Consider the following 20,013-nt stretch of genomic DNA (forward strand, 5'->3'; position numbering starts at 1 on the left):
AGGAGGTTCTGAAATATGAACCTTTTTATTAGAGTTTTCAGTTTTAATCGAAAAGAGACTGTTCCTTACGGGCAGCCTCTTTTCTTTTTAAAACATTAAGGATTTACAAATCACTTCCAGCCTCCGCCTAAGCTCTTGTAAATATCAACAACTGTACTCAGCTGTTTTTGTTTAGCTTCCACCAGTTCCATTTTGGCATCCAGAGCGTCTCTTTGGTTCAGAAGAACTTCCAGATAATCTGCTCTTGAATTTTTAAATAGCTGATTGGCTATATCTATTGATTTTTCCAAAGCCTGTGTTTCTTCAGACTTCAGTTTGTAATACTGATCGATGTTTTTCACTTTAGACATTAAATTGGCAACATCCAGATAAGCATTCAGGATGGTTTTATCATACTCATACAAAGCCTGAATCTGTCTTGCATCTGCCGTCTGAAAGTTGGCTTTAATAGCACTTTTATTAATAAGAGGTCCTGCCAGTTCACCCACTAAGCTTGCAGCCATAGATTCCGGCAATTTAACAAGATAAGAAGGTTTAAAAGCTTCCAGTCCTAATGTTGCAGAGATTTCCAGAGACGGATAAAACTCTTTTCTTGCCGCTTCAACATCCAGTTTTGAAGATTTTAATTCCAGTTCAGCCTGTTTGATATCGGGACGATTCGCCAGTAACTGGGACGGAATCCCCGTATAAACCGTCTGAGGAATCATCGACATGAAGTCTCCTTTTGATCTTACAATTGGCTGCGGAAAACGTCCGCAAAGCGCATTGATTTCGTTTTCTTTCTCTGTGATTTCCTGACGGATGGTGAATTCCGAAGCTTTAGACTTTGCCAGTTCCGCTTCGAACTTTTTTACGGCAAGTTCAGTTGCTGCTGCTGCTTCTTTCTGGATTTTTGATATCTCCAGAGCTCTCTGCTGCAATTTTGTATACTGCTGAATAATATCCAGCTGGTTATCCAGAGCTAATAATTCATAATAATTATTGGCAACTTCCTCTATTAAGTTGGAAAGAACGAAGTTTCTACCTTCTACAGTAGAAAGATAATGGGCAACAGCAGATTCTTTCTCCGTTCTCAGTTTTTTCCAGATATCCACTTCCCAGTTTGCCATTAAACCGCCCTCAAAATTTCCAAGCGGATCCGGCATATCTTTTCCGGGTTCTATCTGTGTGGTTGCATCACCAGCACCTTCACTGGTGTAGCGTCCTGCTTTTTTCACACCTGCTCCTACTCCTGCAGAAACCGTAGGGGTTAATCGTCCTTTTTTAGCTAAAACACCACTTTTTGCAATCTCAATCTCCTGCAAAGTAATCATCAGCTCCTGATTATTTTTTAAGGCAGTTTCTATTAAAACTACTAAGTTGGGATCTGTAAAAAACTGTCTCCAAGGTGTTGTTCCGCTGTTATTATTGGCATCACCCTGATCCTGCTGATTAAAATTCTGAGGAATATTTTCTTTTACCTCATCTTTTACCACGGTCGCCATTGGCGCCTTACAGCCTGCTAAAACAAGCGATAAGGCGATGGCTGCTATATATCTTTTATTATAAATCTTCATGTTTGTCGTCGTGTTGGTACGGTTCTGTTTGTTCTGTCAAAGGATTTTCCTCTTCATATCTTGCCAGTCTGGATTTATCGGCAATTGTTCCAAAAATGTAGTACAATCCCGGTATAATCATCAATCCGAAAATAGTTCCGATCAGCATTCCACCCGCTGCCGCAGTACCAATGGTTCGGTTACCGATTGCTCCGGGTCCTGTTGCCACCACTAATGGAATCAGACCTGCGATGAATGCAAATGAGGTCATCAAAATCGGACGGAAACGAATTGCAGCTCCTTCAATCGCAGCCTGCGCTACAGGAATTCCTTCTTCTGCTTTTTTCTGAACGGCAAATTCCACAATCAGTACGGCATTTTTACCCAAAAGACCAATCAGCATGACCATGGCAACCTGAGCGTAAATATTGTTTTCCAGTCCTAATAATTTCAGACATAAGAAAGCTCCGAAAATACCTGTCGGTAAAGATAAAATTACCGGCAACGGAAGAATAAAACTTTCATACTGTGCGGAAAGAATAAGATATACGAATCCTAAACACACAAGGAAGATGAAAATTGCTTCGTTTCCACGGCTTACCTCATCTTTAGAGATCCCCGCCCAATCGATTCCAAAACCTCTCGGAAGTGTTTTATCCGCAACTTCCTGAATGGCTGCAATTGCCTGTCCGGAACTGTAGCCCGGAGCAGGAGTACCACTCACCTCGGCAGAATTGTACATATTGTGTCTGGTAATCTCAGAAAGACCATATACTTTTTCCAGATGCATAAAATCTGAATACGGAACCATCTGATCTTTATCATTCTTCACATACAGTTTCAAAAGATCGCTTGGTAAGGCTCGATATTGAGGTCCTGCCTGAACAATTACTTTATAAGGTCTGTCGAAACGGATGAAACTGGTTTCATAGTTGGAACCGATTAATGTGGATAAATTATCCATTGCATTTTCAATCGTCACTCCTTTTTGCTCGGCAAGATCATTATCCACTCTCAACATATACTGAGGGAAACTCGCGGAATAGAACGTAAACGCAGAACCCAGTTCAGGACGCTTTTTCAGTTCCCTTACGAAATCGTTGCTTACCTTCTCCATTTTTTGATAATCTCCGCTTCCTGCTTTATCGAGCAGACGAAGTTCGAAACCACCTGCTGCACCGTATCCCGGAATGGAAGGCGGCTGGAAGAATTCTATATTCGCACCCGGAATATTTTTCGCTTTTTCTTCAAGCTTTTCTATAATTTCGGCAGCAGATTCTTTACGGTCTTCCCAGCTTTTAAGGTTAATAAGACAAGTACCGGAGTTGGAACCTGTACCTTCGGTAAGGATTTCGTAACCTGCCAATGAAGAAACGGACTGTACTCCGTCGATATCTTCAGATTCTTTCAATAATTCTCTGGCAATCTGGTTGGTTCTTTCCAGCGTAGAGCCGGGAGGAGTCTGAATAATCGCATAAATCATCCCCTGATCTTCCGCAGGAATAAATCCTGAAGGCAATGAATTGCTTAAAAAGAATGTACATGCACAGAAGGCTAATAGTAAAGGTAAAGTAATTGTTTTTTTCTTCACTGTTTTGTTTAGCATTCCTTCATATTTGTTCGCTCCTTTTGTAAATAATCCGTTGAATTTGTCAAGGAAAATAGTAATCGGAGTTCTTCTTTTAGCTTTTCCGTGGTTATTTTTTAAAATTAAAGCACATAAAGCCGGAGTTAATGTTAAAGCTACAACCCCTGAAAGGATGATTGCAGAAGCCATAGTGATGGAAAACTGACGGTAGAAAACCCCAACCGGGCCAGACATGAATGCAATCGGAATAAATACGGATGCCATTACCAGAGTAATTGCGATAATCGCTCCGCTGATCTCATGCATGGCTTCTTCAGTTGCTTTTAGCGGAGATAAATGCTTCTCCTCCATCTTCGCGTGAACCGCTTCAATTACTACAATCGCATCATCCACTACAACCCCGATCGCCATTACAAGCGCAAATAGCGAGATCATATTTAAGGTAATTCCGAAGGCGGACATTACGGCAAAAGTACCCACCAAAGATACGGGAACCGCCAAAGCAGGAATTAAGGTGGAACGCCAGTCTCCCAAGAATAAGAATACAACGATTGCCACCAAAATAAAGGCTTCAAAAAGCGTATGAACTACTTTTTCAATAGAAGCATCAAGGAATTTTGATACGTCATAACTGATGTCGTAATGCATTCCTTTCGGGAAAGTGGTTTTCTGCAGTTCTTCCATCAAAGATTTTACGTTCTTGATAACGTCACTTGCATTGGAACCATATGATTGTTTTACTGTAATCGCTGCTGAAGGTTTACCATTCAATGTAGAATAAATATCATACATGGAAGAACCGAATTCGATATCTGCAACATCTTTCAGTCTGATAAACTCTCCATCCGGTTTTGCTTTAAGGATGATGTTTCCATAATCCTTTTCATTATTAAAACGTCCGGGATATTTTAAGATATATTCAAATGACTGGGATCTTTTCCCTGAACTTTCCCCTGTTTTTCCCGGCGAAGCTTCTAAACTCTGCTTATTCAGAGATTCCATCACTTCATCTGCAGAAATACTGTATGCTGTTAATCTGTCAGGTTTAAGCCAGATACGCATTGCATATTCTCTGGTTCCGAGGATATCTGCAAAACCAACTCCGCTTACCCTTTTCAATTCAGACATTACATTGATATCTGCATAGTTGAAAAGGAATTTCTGGTCTGCTTTAGGATCGTCACTGTACAGGTTAATGTACATCAACATGTTTGGTTCTTCACGGGTAATTTTCACCCCTTCACGCACTACCAACGGCGGAAGTTTGTTTACTACCGAAGAAACACGGTTCTGCACGTTTACTGCCGCTACGTTCGGATCGGTTCCCAGATCGAAAACCACCTGAATAGAAGCTTCTCCGTCGTTTCCGGCATCGGAAGTCATATATTTCATCCCCGGAACCCCGTTCAGACCTCTTTCCAGAGGAATAACAACAGATTTGATGAGCAATTCGTTATTCGCTCCCGGATAATCCGCTGTAATATTTACTTTGGGCGGAGAAATGGACGGGAACTGGGTAACCGGTAATTTCAAAAGGGATAAAACTCCCATAAATACGATAATCAAAGAGATTACGATAGACAGAACAGGTCTGCGAATAAATTTCTTAAACATAATTACTTACTTCATTAGAGCGTATTACTCTGCTTTTAATTTTAATGACTGAAGAACTTTTTTCGGATCCTGAACTTTTGTCTGAACTTTTTGATCGTCTTTTACTTTCTGAACTCCTTCCAATAAGATTTTATCTCCTGTTGAAAGTCCTGAAGCTACTACATACACATCAGGCAGTTCATAAGCGATTTTAATATTTTTGGACTTTGCCACTCCGTTCTTATCCACTACGAACACATATTTCTGATCCTGAATTTCGTAAGTGGCTTTCTGAGGAATGATTAAAGCATTTTTCAATGGTAAAGTCATTCTTACCTTTCCGGTTTCTCCGTTTCTCAGAAGTTTATCCGGATTCGGGAATTTTGCTCTGAAGGCGATGTTTCCTGTTTCACTGTCAAATTCTCCTTCAATGGTCTGAACCTGTCCTTTCTGTGGAAAAACATCTCCGTTTGCCATTACCAGATCCACCATATTACTCCCTCTTGAAGCTACATTTCTCTGATAGTTAAGATATTCCGGCTCCGAAACGTTGAAATAGGTATAAATATCATTGTTATCGGAAAGAGAGGTTAATAAATCTCCTTCATCTACCAGACTTCCCAGTTTCAACGGAATTCTGTCGATAATTCCCGAAAAAGGAGCTTTAATGTCTGTGAATGACAAGTGTATCTGTGCTAATTTAGCTTCTGCATTGGCTGCATCCAGCTTTGCTTTAGCCATCGCTTTTTCGTTTTTGGAAACGATATTGTTACTGGCTAATGTACTTGCATTTTTCAGCTCAATCGTAGCCTGAGCAACTTCTGCCTGAGCTTTCAGTAATTCTGCCTGATATAATTTCGGCATAATTCTGAATAAGGTCTGTCCCTGATGAACAAACTGTCCTTCATCCACAAAGATTTTTTCAAGGAAACCTTTTTCCTGTGCACGAACTTCAATGTTCTTTACGGATCTGATCTGCGCCACGTATTCTTTGTCGATCACGGTATCCATCACAATGGGTGAGGTTACCGGATAAACTGCGGCTTCTTCTTTTTCTTCTTTTTTCTTGTTACAACCTGTGAACAATAAAATACTGCTTAGCGCAATGCTTGCGACAACTCTTTTAATCATAATTCTAGAGTTTATGTAAATCGTTAATGTTTTAAATATGAAAATGGCAATTGGAGAAATTAACGGTATAATTTATTGCCGGAAATTATAACGTCGGATTTCCCGACGGATAGCAAACCGACAGGAAATAAGTGTGAAAAAGGGATTTTAAATTCTGATAGAACGAATCAGAATGAATTTTTTAACAGAAGAGTATTCTGATAGACAGCCATGAACAGCTGATTTTAATTTTTTAAAACTTTTTAAACCAAAAATATAGACCAGTGTGAAGATGCTGGCGAAAACAACCATTGTCTGAAAGGTATCGGACAGTTGAAAATCATCTTCTGTAAGCTCCAGTGAATACGCATTGCCTATATCATCCGGATTCTGCTGAATAGAAAGCTTTTCGTAGGTCTGATTTAAACGGTTTGCTTTTTTGGGTAAATTCTGAGAGGTATGACTTGTATAATCGTTTCGCAGAGTTTTGACATTGATCTTGCTTTCTACTACAAACAGCAGAAAAAGAGTTGTCAAAAAATAAACGATATAGTTTCTCATAATTTCAAGGCACAAATGTAGACTTTAGTTCTGTTATGTTTCAAGACATTGGAGTGAGAAATTGTTTATATTAACAATATTTAACACTCCTTTAAATTCACTGAAACAGCTTAAATTAAAAGAAATGAGCCTGTTTTTAGGTTGATAAATTAAATGATTTTCAAATACTTAAAACAGAGAATATATTTTTTCCCCGAACATAAAAGACAAAGAGCAGCCATGTAAAAGCAGTGAAAAGGTAAATACAAAGTTAATTTTTCACAAAATCCCCATTCTTTTAATTGAAAATAAAAATTTTAACAAATTTTATTAAATTATATGCAATAATAAAATATTATTTATTATTTTTACTATAAACAAAACATGAAACTTTTTACCATTATTATTAACAACTCAGATTAATATAATAAACATGAAAACAAAATTCCCACTATAAATTTCTCTGTTTTATTTTTGATTTTTCCTGACCAAGTTGGAATTGAATCAACAAAGATTTTACTTGGAAGTATAAAAAATGCTATAAATAGATTATATAAAAACTCCATAAGATTCTAAAAACACATCACTGAGAAGAGACGTTCCCGGAATGTCTCTTTTTTGTTTCTGCCACTATTCTTCTTGCAGTTTTTCACAGAATTTTACCATATTTTATTTAACATAAAATATTTTTATAATGATAAAAAGACACTTAATTTAAGTGAATTTATAAAAATTTAACATATTATTAGCATAAAAAATTGTAATTTTAGACGTTACTATCATCCAATTTTTGGTAACTCACTTAAAAATCACTTATATTATGAAAAAATTATTGCGGACTATTACTTTTACAGCCATACCGCTCTTTCTTGTAACAGCATGTAAAAATCAGATCAAAGAAGAAGTTGCAGAGCAGCCTGAAAATGCTACAGCCATGAAGCAGGAGCCAGACAAGATAACCAAAGAGGTTTATACTAATGAATCCGGAGAGCAGCTTGAGGTAACCTTTAATGAAACTCAGCATACTGTAACGGTTCATTTAAACGGAAAATCTTATAATCTTAAAAAAAGTGATGAACTGCCAGAATTTACAGCAGGTGATGCAGATTATCAGTATTCAAACGTTCGTGGTGAAGTAACTTTTCTGAACAAAGATTATAACATGGTACTTTTCCATTGCAAGAAAAATAAATCATCTTCTTCCAATACTAAAATGGCTTCTTACTAATCACAAAATCTTAAAATTATGAAAAAAATAATCGCTTGCATTTGTTCGGTAATCATGTTTGCTATTCTTGCTTCCTGTATGAATAAACCATCTTCAGCTGTTTCACCCGAAAAAAGCTCAGATATTACCGGAAAGACATGGCAGTTAACAGAGATCTACGGTAAACCTATTCAGCTTAAAAATTCCAAAGCAGTACCTCATTTTATGCTGAATACTTCCAATATGAGGTATGAAGGACATGGAGGATGCAACGGAGTGGGCGGAACTTTTGAAATAAAGCCTGAAATCATGCGTATCAAATTCAATCAGGGAATGTCTACCATGATTGCATGTGATGATCTGGAAACTGAACGTGCTTTTGTACAAGCTCTTCTGGCAGCAGATAATTATTCTGTAAACGGAAATACTTTAACGCTCAACAAAGCCAGAATGGCTCCATTAGCAAAATTTATTCTAAAATAAATTGTAAATAATCCCAATATGAGAACACTTCTGTATGACAGGAGTGTTTTTCTTTGAGATTACTTTTTTTTATAAATAAGACAACAGATAAGCAATGTAATATTTACAGCCACAGAAAAGGCATTGGTGAGAATGATGGGAAGTTCATCCTTCAAAACTCCATACCACGTCCAAAGCGAAACTCCTACAATAAGCACTCCAAGCATTCCCCATGAGAGATCATCTGCATTTTTTTCTTTTATTACCTTAATTAACTGAGGAATCATCGAACCTGAAGTAAGAAGACCGGCAATTATTCCTAAAAGATTTTCATTCATAGATGACATTTATTTAGATAAAGCAAAAATTATGGCAACTTTACAGCCTTCTTTATTTTTTTCCATATATAGAATTCTGTTGAATGAATTCAATAAGAATAGTCGTTACTTCTATTGAATAATAATCAGAATAATTTAGAAGTTGAATTTATATGTATTTCTTGTAATATTAGTTTTCAAATCTTTCCAGAGAAATCTCTTTATCCAGAGGAATATCTTTTTCAATAAAATCAAATAGACTTTTGGAAAAGTAACAGCCATTTAAAATACCTCTTGCTCCTAAACCATTGAAGACGTACAAATTATGATAATCCGGGTGTCTTCCGATAATTGGTCTTCTGTCTTTTACAGTCGGCCTGAATCCGAAATTTACCTCTTTAATTTCAAAAGGATGAGGATAAAATTCTGTCAGACCTTTTTTAAGCTGCTCAACTGCAGAATCATCAATTTCATGGTGCAGCTGTTCTCTGTCGTACGTTCCACCATAAAAATACAGCTGCTCATTTAAAGGAAAAAGAAAATGTTTTTTCTTGATAGTAATATTTTCGGGAATTTTTTCTGAAAGCTCTACTTTAATATGGTGGCCTTTATTGGGATTTACCGGAATTTCAGAAAAAAAGGGATTATGCTTTACTCCCATTCCCTCGCAAAATAAAATATTCTTAAAAGTAAAATCTCTATAAGTCGATTTTTCTACATCTAAATCAAAATAAATAAATTTTTCAGCAATTAATTTTTCATTTTTTTCTAAAAAACTAAATAAACCTTTAAAAAAACCGTTAACATTGAGTCTCGCAGACTGATTCACCTTTCCTGAAAGAAAATCGTTTTTTACCACCTTTAAATGATCGAAATTTTTATCTAAAAAATATAAAAGGTCATCATTTCCCGACTTCTTTAGCCAAAGTGACTGTTCATTTTCGTCATGAAAGATCCTGTGAATCGGAGCATCGATCAGATAATTTTCTCCGGTGTAATTTTCAATTTCTTTTAAAGTACTTTTAAGAAAATCGATTTGTTCCTGTGCTTTCCAAAAAGTCGTAAATTTTTTAAGCACAACAGGATTTATAATTCCTGCAGAAACTTGTGAGGCACTCTTCTGTCCTTCCGAAAACAAGACGAAAGTCTTATTGTTTCTGATTAGCTGATGTGCAAAAAAAAGCCCTGCATATCCGTCTCCTACGATAATATAATCTACATTCTTCATAATAAAAAAACCTGAGTAAAAATACTCAGGTTTTCTATAATTATCAAGTGAAATCTTAGTAATTCCACATATCATTTTCCATTTGAAGGATCTGCGCCTTAATTCTGTCGCTTTCTTCAATCTGATCTTCAGCATCTCTAGGAATATAGTCTTTAATAACTCCATCACCTAATCCCGCTGATGATTTATAAATAACAGAAGAGAATCTTCTTGCGTTGATTAAATCATCAAAAGATAAATCTGCTGATGAATTTTTTCTGTTATAAACATAATTGTTAGCTAAAATATCTCTCGCGCTAGGATAATAAATCCAGAAAAGATCAATAAGCTCATCTGCTCCAGCTAAAGGCTGTCCATCTGGTCCTGTTCTACCTTGTACAGCAGGGTCTGGTCCCATAGCAGCAAGACCAAGTGGTCTATATTTCAACTGCCCATCTCTTTTATCGATAAACCACATACCCATTACTTTTAAAACTTTAACTTTATCAGTTGTCGTTTTAAAAACGTCGGTATATTCTTTTTTCTCTTGCTCTGTTAACTGTCTCCCTGAGTTTAAGATATCAATCGCTGCATCAGCAATTCTTACACTTTCTAATCTTTTTTGGATACCCTCAGGACTCAATTTTGTTACGAAGTTCTCATCATCATAGACTTCAGCAATTTTTCCACTCGTAGCAGCATCTAACAATAATTGATATAAAGATCTCGTTTGGCTAGATGTAAGACCATCTGGATTATCATAATAGAATGGCTGATTAATTTTATCATTCATATCAATGATTTCCCAAACAAACATACTTTTAAGAATGTCTTTATCATCAACAAATCCATATTCCAAAGGCTTTACTTTTTTGTCAACAATACTATCACCAATTTTTTGTTTGTTTTCAGCTCTCATTTGTCTAAACTCCTCTGGAGAAGAAGCGTTCAGGATGGTTTGGGAGAATGCAAACCCAGAAACCAATACTAAAAGACTGCTAATATATTTTTTCATAATATTTTTTTATCTTATTAAAATTACTGAACGTTGATTACAACTGGTGAGATATTTTTCAACGTTTGATTTCCTAAACCTGTAGCAGTAGCTTTAATGTCGAAGACATATACTACATCTCCAGCTCTTAGATTCTTAACTAATCCTGCAGCTTCATCAAGACTGCTTCCTTTGATTAATAATGCAGCTCTACCCGGAACTTTTACCATAAATTGATTAACAGTGAATGAAACTGGGAAATCAAAATCAGGAATAGCTGCCTGTACAGTCTGATTTGGTATAGAAGTAGCAGGAACATTCAATACTGTCTGACCTCTCATTTGTCCTTGAGGAGCAGGAACATTCTTAATTCTATATTCAAATACCTGAGAAACAGTTTTACCCGATGGATCTGTACCAGACAAAGTAAGTTTAAGAGTATTTCCAGTAGAAGGAATTACATTCCATTTACCAGGACCTGCACTTTTAACAACTGCACCTGGAGCAGATAGGGACAATTTAGAATTATCAGCTCCCAAAATTGATCCAGAAAGTGGATTCTCTAAACCTCTATACACTACATTCATCTTATCTGGTGATAATAATAAACCTTTTTGAAGCTTAACTTCCTGTGGTCCAGCAATTACATTATAAGTATGAGTGAAAGGGAAGTTTTGCGCTTTTCCTGTCGCATCCGTTAATGTAATGCTTCCGCTAAATGTTCTTGGTCCGATTCCACTTGTATTAAGTGATGCTGTACCTTTTCCATTTTCTACTTTTATACCAGGGCTCATAGTAATTTTATTACTATTAGAATAGTTTCCTAACATTACAACAGCCTCAGCCGGTTTTCCTGCAATTACATCTACAGGTGCAGAAACAATAGCTTCGTAACTTGTAAATTTAATACTTGCATCTACTTTTTCCTGCAGCATTAACGCCAATGCATCAGACTGAACGTTTCTTGCATCATTCTGAATAATTTCCAAGTTAGAAATTGCAGCAATTAACGGCTGGTGATAAAACTTGTTTTGGAACCAAGTTTTGTCATTCGGAGATTTTCCTTTTGGATATTCAGCAATTAAAGATTTATTAGCTCTTTCAACTAAGTCTTTCAATTGCGGGTTGTTTCCAAAAGTAGCGTTAATGTAATTTCTTACATCATCTATTTTCGCTTTTAATTCCAACGCACCCTTTGACGGTGTATTTTCATCTCCTTCCTTAAAGAAATATTCAGTTGTAGCTTCATTGTTGTTAAGTGCTGCAAAGTTTTCACTTACGTCAACATCTTTTCCTAATGCATCTTTATCATGAAACTCTGATTTCTTTTTAAGAACATCTTTAATTTCCTGAGCAGATTTTACCAAAACATTGATCTTATCTCTAAGAACCTGATACTGAGCCCATGGTTGCGCATAAGTATCCGGAACTTGCTGAGCCTTCGCCTCAAGAGTTTTTTCAAAAATCTTTTCGTTTTTTCTTTCAGTTAAAGTTCTTGTTTCATTAAGAGCTTTAGTAGAGTCATAATATGACCTGATGATTTCCGCATCAATGTTTAGGGCCATCATAGCGATGAACACCAAATACATCAGGTTGATCATCTTCTGACGAGGTGTCTGTTTTCCTGCTGCCATTCTCTTTTCTTTGTTTTTTGATTAAGTAGTTAAATTAAAAATGGTTTGGGAAATTAAGATTTCATAGCAGTTAGCATACCACCATAAACTCTGTTTAAATTGTTTAAGTTTGAAGTTAAACCTTGTAGTTCTTGATTGAATTTTTCTGATTGTTCAGCAGATTTCTGCATATCTGCAACATATTTATTAGCAAATTCAGATTGCTTTTTAGTGCTTTCCATCTGCATTGCATATAAAGCGTTCATGCTTTCCATATGCTGAGCTGCTTTATTTAACTGCTCGTTATATTTATGTGTAGAAGCAGAAACATCAACAGTTTGATTGATCTGATCTACTGAGCTTGAAAATTTATCGATTCCTGTTCTCAGTCTTTCAAATAACTGAACATCAAGTTTAGCGTCTTCAAGCATTTTGTCTAATTTGGTTGAAAGAGAATTTTCTAATTCAGCAAATTGAGCAGAATTGCTTTTAGATACATTTGAGTGTAATGGATTTGGGTTTGCATGCTTATCTAATAATTCAGGATAAACATTTTCCCACGCATAAGACTCCTCAGATTTTGGCGGGTCGAAAGCGAAAATGATGAAGATGATAGCTTCCGTAATAAGTCCCACTGTAAGCGCCATGTTTCCGTTAATTGGTCCCAAAGTAATGTGAGTAATTTTAAGCCAAGCTCCAAGAATTACAATTGCAGCACCGAATGAATAGAAGAAATTCATCCAAGCATCTTTAGTCTTAAACATATAAGTTAGTTTTTTTTAATGTTAAATAAAATTTATTGAAAATAGTGGTAATTGAATTATCTGTTAACTTTTCTAGGTTTAACAGCAGCCTCAGGAATATCCTGTACAGTTCTGAATCCAATATAGCTTCTTGCAGAGTCTTTTCTTTCCCAGTCTCTTGCGCCATTCATAAGCATATATCCTACATCTTTCCAAGATCCACCTCTGATAGATTTCTTAGTATCTGCCAAATCTTTAGTAGAAGGATTTAAAGTAGATGAGAATCCGTATGAAGAGTTGTTATAATCAGATGATGTCCATTCAGAAACGTTTCCAGCCATATCAAATAACCCAAACCCATTTTTCTTAAATTTCTTAACTGGAGCTGTATACGTATAAGTACCTTTTTTGTCGTCTTCCATATAGTTACCTCTCTTAGGTTTGAAGTTTGCCAGATAGCAACCTCTGTCGTCCATTAAGTAAGGACCTCCCCAAGGATAAGTAGCATTTTGCATTCCCCCTCTTGCAGCATATTCCCACTCGATTTCTGTAGGCAGTCTGAACTGCAATGGTCTTTGTTTTCTTCTTTTTAAACTTTCGTTGTAATCTGACTTCAATTTAGATCTGAAGTTACAGTATGCTCTTGCCTGATCCCATGTTACTCCAACTACAGGGTAATCTTTGTAAGCTTTGTGCCAGAAATACTGTTCAAACAATGGCTCGTTATATGCAAAGTGGAAATCTTTTACCCAAACTGTAGTATCCGGATAGATTGCAATACTTTCACTTCTAAGGTAGTTTACTCCTCTTTCTTTTTCAGCCATTGCAACATCCATATCTCCCCATCTGTAAGTATATTTCAGTTTACTAACGTCAAGGATTCTTTCATTACCGATTCTTGAAGAAGCTGGTAAATACATAGATTCTAAAACTTCCGCATATTCTACATCCGGATATTTAGATGTACTCCAGTGCAAAGGAACTTTCCAGTCGATTTTTTTCGTTGGATCGTAGTTTCCTTCGTTTCCACCGCCTTGTCCTTCTAAATATTCCTGATATGGTGTTAAATTCTCTTCTTTCTGAGCAAGGTATGCATAATCTCCGATGCTTGTTCCTTTACCTTTGCCTTCACCACCTTCTCCGGCAGCTTCAGCAAGTAAAGTTCTTGCGATAGAATCTCTTACATAATTGATAAATACCCTGTATTCCGCATTAGTAGTTTCTGCTTCATCCATGAAGAAAGAAGAAACAGTAACAGTTTTTGCCGGAGCCTTTTCAGGACTGTTTGTGAAATCCTGATCAGTTAATCCTGCAACAAACGATCCTGCAGGAATAGCTACCATTCCGTAAGGTCTTTCTGCAACAAATGATTTTGTTTTTTCTCTAGGTATCAATTCTCCTTTTGTTCCCGGTTTACCCACTGAAGAGGCTCCCCCACCTGAACAAGATACCGATGCTACCGACGCAGACAATAATAAAAGAAATATCCTTTTCATGTTAATTTTTATAATTAAGCCGTAAATATATAATTTTTTTAAGAAACTTTTAAGATTTTTTTTGAAATAACGGAAGAAATCTAAATTTATTTTATTTACAAGTAATTTTTATTCTACCGTTACAGATTTCGCAAGGTTTCTAGGCTGGTCTACATTAGCTCCACGATACACTGCAATATAGTACGCCAACAGCTGTAAAGGCACTGATGCAACGATTGGAGAGAAACATTCGGACGTTTCCGGAATCTCTATAACGTAGTCTGCCATAGCACTCACCTGTGTATCTCCTTTATTTACAACAGCAATAACTTTTCCTTTTCTTGCTTTAATTTCCTGAACGTTGCTTACAATTTTATCATAATGTCCTTTTTTAGGAGCAATGATAACAATCGGCATATTTTCATCAATTAAAGCGATAGGACCATGCTTCATTTCTGCAGCAGGGTATCCTTCAGCATGAATATAAGAGATTTCTTTTAATTTTAATGCACCTTCAAGTGCTGCAGGATAATTGTATCCTCTTCCTAAATATAAGAAATTGGTTGCACTTACAAAATCCTTAGCGATATTTTGTACCAACTCGTGAGTTGTTGCTAAAACATCTTCTATTTTTCTAGGAATTGCATCCAGTTCTGCAATTAAGCTCATAAACTCAGCATTCCCTAAATTACCATTATGCTTTCCTAATTTGAATGCTATTAAGGTAAGAATTGTTAACTGTGCAGTAAACGCTTTTGTGGAAGCCACTCCAATTTCAGGTCCCGCGTGTGTGTAAGAGCCTGCATCTGTGATCCTTGCAATGGATGAATCCACCACATTACAGATTCCATAAATGAAAGCACCTTTTTCTTTAGCTAATTTTAAAGCAGCCATGGTATCTGCAGTTTCTCCGGACTGAGAAATTGCAATGACTACATCTTTATCTGTAATGATAGGATTTCTATATCTGAATTCCGAAGCATATTCTACTTCAACAGGAATTCTTGCATATTCTTCAATTAAATATTCACCGATTAACCCTGCGTGCCAAGAAGTTCCGCAAGCAATAATGATGATTCTGTTTGCATTTTTAAACTTTTCGATATAGTCCCAAATTCCCGCCATTTTGATAACACCTTCATCTACTAAAAGCCTTCCTCTCATCGTATCATGAACGGATTTGGGCTGTTCGAAAATTTCTTTTAGCATAAAATGTTCGTACCCTCCTTTTTCGATCTGCTCTAAGCTTAGTTTAAGCTCCTGAATTTCCGGCTCAATTTTAGAATTCTCACTGATGGTTCTGATATCTACTCCATTTTCTAGAGAAATTGTCGCCATATGTCCTTCTTCCAGATAAATTGCCTCTTTTGTAAATTCTACAAACGGAGATGCGTCTGAAGCGATAAAATACTCTTTCTCTCCAATTCCTATTGCCAAAGGAGATCCTAATCTTCCTACAACCAATACTCCCGGAAAATCTTCATGCATCACTGTAATAGCGTATGCCCCATAAACTTCGTTGAGAGCATATCTTACAGCAGTAGGAAAATCCATTTCTACATTCAGATCCATGAAATACTGCACAAGATTTACTAAAACCTCAGTATCTGTTTCAGATTTGAACGTAAATCCTTTTTCAGTAAGCATTGTTTTAATCGTATCATAATTTTCGATGATACCGTTGTGAACAAGTGCTATTTTTCCACTATTGGATAAATGTGGGTGAGAATTTCTATCACTAGGCACACCGTGGGTAGCCCAACGTGTATGTCCCATACCGATTTTAGCAACTCCTTTTAACTGACTGGAAATATTTACCAAATCATCAACTTTACCTTTAGTTTTTTCAACCTCAAGTTTGTTTTCTGCGTTTTCCAGAACAATTCCGGCACTGTCGTACCCTCTGTATTCTAATCTTCTAAGACCATTAATCACAATATCGTAAGCGTCTTGAAAACCTGTATATCCAACGATTCCGCACATATTTTATCAAATGTATTTTAAATTATTTTGTACCGTAAATTACTTTTAACTGAATTTTATTGGGACTGCTAGAATCGTTTCCAACAAACACTGCTCTATCTCTTGCATACGATCTTGCAGTGTAATTATATCCAACTAAAGCGCCTGTCTGACTATTGGATAAGAAACTTCCCATATCAATTTTAAAGTATTTATTAACATTGCTAACTTCTACTCCACTCTTTCCTTCTACAAGCTCTTTTACTGATTGGGTCACTGTAAAATCGTAGTAAGCTGGATTTTTATCTAAATCATATGTTCTGTAGATTGCAAAGTTATTAGAACCGACTATAGTCGTTAAATCTGTTGTAAATGCTGTTGTCTCTTTCCCATCAGAGTCTTTATCTTTCTGAACAATAGAAAGAGCAGTAGGTTTTATATATTTATTATTCCAGTTTACAGGATCTGTGTAAATTCTTATTTTTGCACTGATGATAGCAGCTTTATCATTTTTATAAATTTGTTTTAAAGCATCAAGTGTTTCATTCTTAATTTTTATTCCTATAGACGGACCTCCCATTCCTTGTAAAAATAGTTTTGGAGCACCGTTGTTTTGGTCACCAATTACAGATGTAGACAAAACAGAACTACTTCTATCGTATTGGTATTGACCAATGTGTGTATTTCCAGATCCTAATGAAAACGTGTATGAAGCTTGAGGATGGGTAGTAACACCATTATCAGTCTTCTCGTACTTGTAATACATAATTAGTTCCATATCATTTGGACTAAACTGTAACAAATATCCGTCATTCTGTGTTGTAGAAATTCTCAACCCTCTAAAATGTCTTATAAAATTTGAAGCATCCTGTAATTCAGGCTTATCCTGATAGGCTATGATTTTATCTTTGAAAAATGTTTCATCAAGTTTAATTCTTAATCCCGGTGCAGATGCTGTAAACAAAGCACTTCCGTCAGAATCTTTTGTTACAGCTACAGAACTTACAAATCCATTCACTTCTTTAGATCCCAGTAATTTAGCTGAATTATACTGATAAACTGTATTTGAATAAGCCGCATCTGAATTACCTTTCAAAAAGTCTAAAACTTCATGAACCTGAATTGTAAAAGGGGATGTATTTCCACCAATCTTTGCTTTTCCATATTTATTAATTGGATAAGTGTTCACAACTTTTTTTGCATTTACAGCTCCATCGGCGGCTGTTGTAAATGTGTAGCCGTCATCAACTGTATTTGTTTTTACAGAATCAGAAGCATATGTAGGTTTTATAACTAAAACTACCGAATCGATAACAGGAGTCTTACCAAAATCCGGATCATAGGTTGACAATCTAAGCTGTGTTAAATAAGAAGCTTTCTGCATACCAAACTGTCCTTCCGTAAAAGCTCCTAAAGTAGCGAGTCCTAATTTTGACGCATCACTTCGGATACTATCATTATTATTTATATTAAATGCAGTAACATCAAAAGATTTTTCATTTCCCTGTGCAGCACCATTCAAGAATAGCTGTTCCCCAAGAGTATCTGCATCCGGCTCACAGTTATAGAGTAATGCACTTCCAAAAACCACCAGAGAAAAAACGGTGATTGCTTTTTTAATAGTATGAATCATTAAAAATGTGTTTTTTAATAAAGTTGATTTATAGAATCTACGTCAAGATATTCCGATTTTGGAGTAGAAGTTTCGTTAAAAGCCTTATCTAAGTCTTCATCCAAAAATTCATCTCCTTTTACGACTAAATCAACATAGCTCATGCTTTCGATAACAAAAGATTTTACACTAGGATTATCTAACGCTTTTAATCCTGAAATATTATCAAACTTCAGTTTTTCGTCGATATTGGAAGCTAAAGCTGCATCTTTTTCATTGTATAATGAAAGAACAATTTTGGCATCCTTAAAATAAGTATCTGTTTCGTAGTATGTTTTAAGATAAATCGGAACAAAAGAAGCCATCCATCCGTTTAAATGAATAACATCCGGAACCCAGTTCAGTTTCTTAATGGTTTCAATTACCCCTCTGGCAAAAAATATTGCTCTTTCATCATTATCCTCGAAAGGCTGTCCTTCATCATCAAAATAATATTGTTTTCTTTTGAAATACTCTTCATTGTCGATAAAGTAAACCTGAAGTCTTTCCCCCGGAAGTGACGCAACTTTAATAATAAGAGGCTGATCCAGATCATTAATAATAATATTCATTCCCGAAAGGCGTATCACCTCATGAAGCTGGAATTTTCTTTCACTTATTTGTCCAAATCTTGGCATAAAAACTCTTACATCATTGCCTTCTTGGTGCATCTTAAGTGCCATTTTGTTTACCACTGCAGCCATATTTGTATCTTCCTGATATGGATACATCTCTGTAGTAATGTACAGTATTTTTTGATTCGGCATAAACTTCTATCTAATTTTTGTAAAAATGCTTTAATGTGCAAAATTACGAAAAAACATTCATTATTATTTTAATTAACATTTTTTTACGATAATTCCCTTCTGAAATTATTAAAACCTTGTCTTCATTTATCATAATTATATGATATTTTTAGTATTTTTGAATTACTATTAAAATAAACTATGGAAGTTCTAAAAAGTAAAAAAGTTCTTCAGGATTTCATTGAAAGACAGAAAGAAATGGGCAAAAAGATAGGTTTTGCACCTACCATGGGAGCCCTTCATAACGGACATTTATCACTATATAAAACAGCAAGAGAAGAAAATGATCTTGTGGTATCATCAATTTTTGTTAATCCTACTCAATTTAATAATCCTGAGGATCTTGAAAAGTATCCGAGAGACATCAACAGAGATATTTCCATTCTGGAAAAGTCCGGATTGGTAGATGCTGTTTACATTCCTGAAGTTACAGATATTTATCCTGAAAAAACGGAAAGCAGACATTATGATTTTGACGGGCTGGAAAATGAAATGGAAGGAAAATCGCGACCTGGACATTTTGACGGTGTTGGTACTGTTGTAGAAGAACTTTTCAGACAGGTAAAACCTGATAATGCTTATTTTGGGGAAAAAGACTTCCAACAGCTGGCAATTATCAAAAAAATGGTTGAAAAGAAAAAACTTTTAATCAACATTAAAGGAGTTCCGATTTACCGAGCTGAAAACGGACTTGCCTTAAGTTCCCGAAACCAAAGACTTCATGAAGACCGAAGAGAAGCCTCTGCTGTTATTTACGAGACCCTAAAAAAAGTAAATGACTGGTTCAGAGTAATAACAGTTCCCGAAATTAAAAACAGAGTACAGGATATTTTCGATCAGCAAAGAGGAATGCAGTTAGAATATTTTCTGATTGCTGATGAAAAAACACTTAAGGAAACTGATTTCTTTTACAAAGACAGAAAATTCCGTGCGTTTATTGTAGTTGTTGTGGATGGAGTACGATTAATCGACAATATGCATCTGGACTAAATTTGATAAAATTAAATTAAAAATAACAAGCGCTATCCTTTTAATAACGCTTGTTATTTTTTTATCCGCAACATACGAAATCACATAAAGATAAAGTATATAAAAAATCGGTAATGTGGTCAAAAATAGTTGGTGTTTTTGTCATAAATAATTCGTAATATTTTGCAGTTGATTGGAAGAGGAAGTGAGCAATGCTGAGGAGCAACTTACCAGCAATACA

The 20,013-nt window shown here is 35.8% G+C and carries 16 protein-coding genes; 3 read left to right on the forward strand and 13 right to left on the reverse strand.

Features of this window, described 5'->3' with window-relative positions; genetic code table 11:
- Positions 1-110: 110 nt before the first annotated feature.
- The 4 genes from WFH39_RS20100 to WFH39_RS20115 form a co-directional block, all read right to left on the reverse strand.
- Positions 111-1,556 carry a TolC family protein gene (locus tag WFH39_RS20100; protein ID WP_336691210.1) on the reverse strand — a complete coding sequence of 482 codons (1,446 nt, stop codon included), beginning with the start codon at positions 1,554-1,556 and terminating at the stop codon, positions 111-113.
- A complete protein-coding gene (locus WFH39_RS20105; protein ID WP_336691211.1) occupies positions 1,543-4,737 on the reverse strand; it encodes an efflux RND transporter permease subunit in 3,195 nt (1,064 codons plus the stop codon). The genes WFH39_RS20100 and WFH39_RS20105 overlap by 14 nt, the downstream gene beginning before the upstream one ends.
- A 24-nt stretch (positions 4,738-4,761) precedes the next feature.
- A complete protein-coding gene (locus WFH39_RS20110; protein WP_336691212.1) occupies positions 4,762-5,847 on the reverse strand; it encodes an efflux RND transporter periplasmic adaptor subunit in 1,086 nt (361 codons plus the stop codon).
- Between the two features lie 147 nt (positions 5,848-5,994).
- Entirely contained in the window at positions 5,995-6,387 is a 393-nt protein-coding gene (locus WFH39_RS20115) for a hypothetical protein (protein ID WP_336691213.1), read from the reverse strand.
- Positions 6,388-7,186: 799 nt separating this feature from the next.
- Between WFH39_RS20115 and WFH39_RS20120 the strand changes: the two genes are divergently transcribed.
- Both WFH39_RS20120 and WFH39_RS20125 read left to right on the forward strand, forming a co-directional pair.
- Entirely contained in the window at positions 7,187-7,594 is a 408-nt protein-coding gene (locus WFH39_RS20120) for a hypothetical protein (protein ID WP_336691214.1), read from the forward strand.
- Positions 7,595-7,612: 18 nt separating this feature from the next.
- Positions 7,613-8,056 (forward strand): META domain-containing protein, encoded by a 444-nt coding sequence (locus WFH39_RS20125; RefSeq protein WP_336691215.1) that lies wholly within the window; start codon positions 7,613-7,615, stop codon positions 8,054-8,056.
- Positions 8,057-8,115: 59 nt separating this feature from the next.
- On the opposite strand, the gene WFH39_RS20130 is transcribed toward WFH39_RS20125, so the two are convergent.
- From WFH39_RS20130 to WFH39_RS20170, 9 genes are all read right to left on the reverse strand, one after another.
- Positions 8,116-8,373, reverse strand: a complete 258-nt coding sequence (locus WFH39_RS20130) for a SemiSWEET transporter (protein WP_214588699.1) — start codon at positions 8,371-8,373, stop codon at positions 8,116-8,118.
- A gap of 169 nt (positions 8,374-8,542) precedes the next feature.
- Entirely contained in the window at positions 8,543-9,580 is a 1,038-nt protein-coding gene (locus WFH39_RS20135; RefSeq protein ID WP_336691216.1) for an NAD(P)/FAD-dependent oxidoreductase, read from the reverse strand.
- Between the two features lie 55 nt (positions 9,581-9,635).
- Positions 9,636-10,574, reverse strand: a complete 939-nt coding sequence (gene porN / locus WFH39_RS20140; RefSeq protein WP_214588697.1) for a type IX secretion system ring protein PorN/GldN — start codon at positions 10,572-10,574, stop codon at positions 9,636-9,638.
- A gap of 23 nt (positions 10,575-10,597) precedes the next feature.
- Positions 10,598-12,187: a type IX secretion system motor protein PorM/GldM gene (gene porM / locus WFH39_RS20145; protein ID WP_442891789.1), complete on the reverse strand. Its 1,590-nt coding sequence runs from the start codon at positions 12,185-12,187 to the stop codon at positions 10,598-10,600.
- A 53-nt stretch (positions 12,188-12,240) separates the two neighbouring features.
- Positions 12,241-12,930 (reverse strand): type IX secretion system motor protein PorL/GldL, encoded by a 690-nt coding sequence (gene porL, locus WFH39_RS20150; protein ID WP_214588695.1) that lies wholly within the window; start codon positions 12,928-12,930, stop codon positions 12,241-12,243.
- A 56-nt stretch (positions 12,931-12,986) separates the two neighbouring features.
- Positions 12,987-14,405: a type IX secretion system lipoprotein PorK/GldK gene (gene porK / locus WFH39_RS20155; protein WP_076392676.1), complete on the reverse strand. Its 1,419-nt coding sequence runs from the start codon at positions 14,403-14,405 to the stop codon at positions 12,987-12,989.
- Positions 14,406-14,513: 108 nt separating this feature from the next.
- Positions 14,514-16,367, reverse strand: coding sequence for a glutamine--fructose-6-phosphate transaminase (isomerizing) (gene glmS / locus WFH39_RS20160; protein WP_235132633.1), 1,854 nt, complete (start codon positions 16,365-16,367; stop codon positions 14,514-14,516).
- 22 nt (positions 16,368-16,389) lie between these two features.
- Positions 16,390-17,979, reverse strand: coding sequence for a DUF4270 domain-containing protein (locus WFH39_RS20165; protein WP_235132634.1), 1,590 nt, complete (start codon positions 17,977-17,979; stop codon positions 16,390-16,392).
- Positions 17,980-17,993: 14 nt separating this feature from the next.
- A complete protein-coding gene (locus tag WFH39_RS20170; protein ID WP_336691218.1) occupies positions 17,994-18,764 on the reverse strand; it encodes a glycogen/starch synthase in 771 nt (256 codons plus the stop codon).
- 180 nt (positions 18,765-18,944) lie between these two features.
- Here WFH39_RS20170 and panC point away from each other — a divergent pair, with 180 nt between their 5' ends.
- Positions 18,945-19,793 (forward strand): pantoate--beta-alanine ligase, encoded by an 849-nt coding sequence (gene panC, locus WFH39_RS20175; protein ID WP_336691219.1) that lies wholly within the window; start codon positions 18,945-18,947, stop codon positions 19,791-19,793.
- The last annotated feature ends 220 nt before the right edge of the window (positions 19,794-20,013 follow it).

The organism is Chryseobacterium sp. MMO-72, assembly GCF_037146035.1.
In the GTDB taxonomy this organism is placed as follows: domain Bacteria; phylum Bacteroidota; class Bacteroidia; order Flavobacteriales; family Weeksellaceae; genus Chryseobacterium; species Chryseobacterium indicum.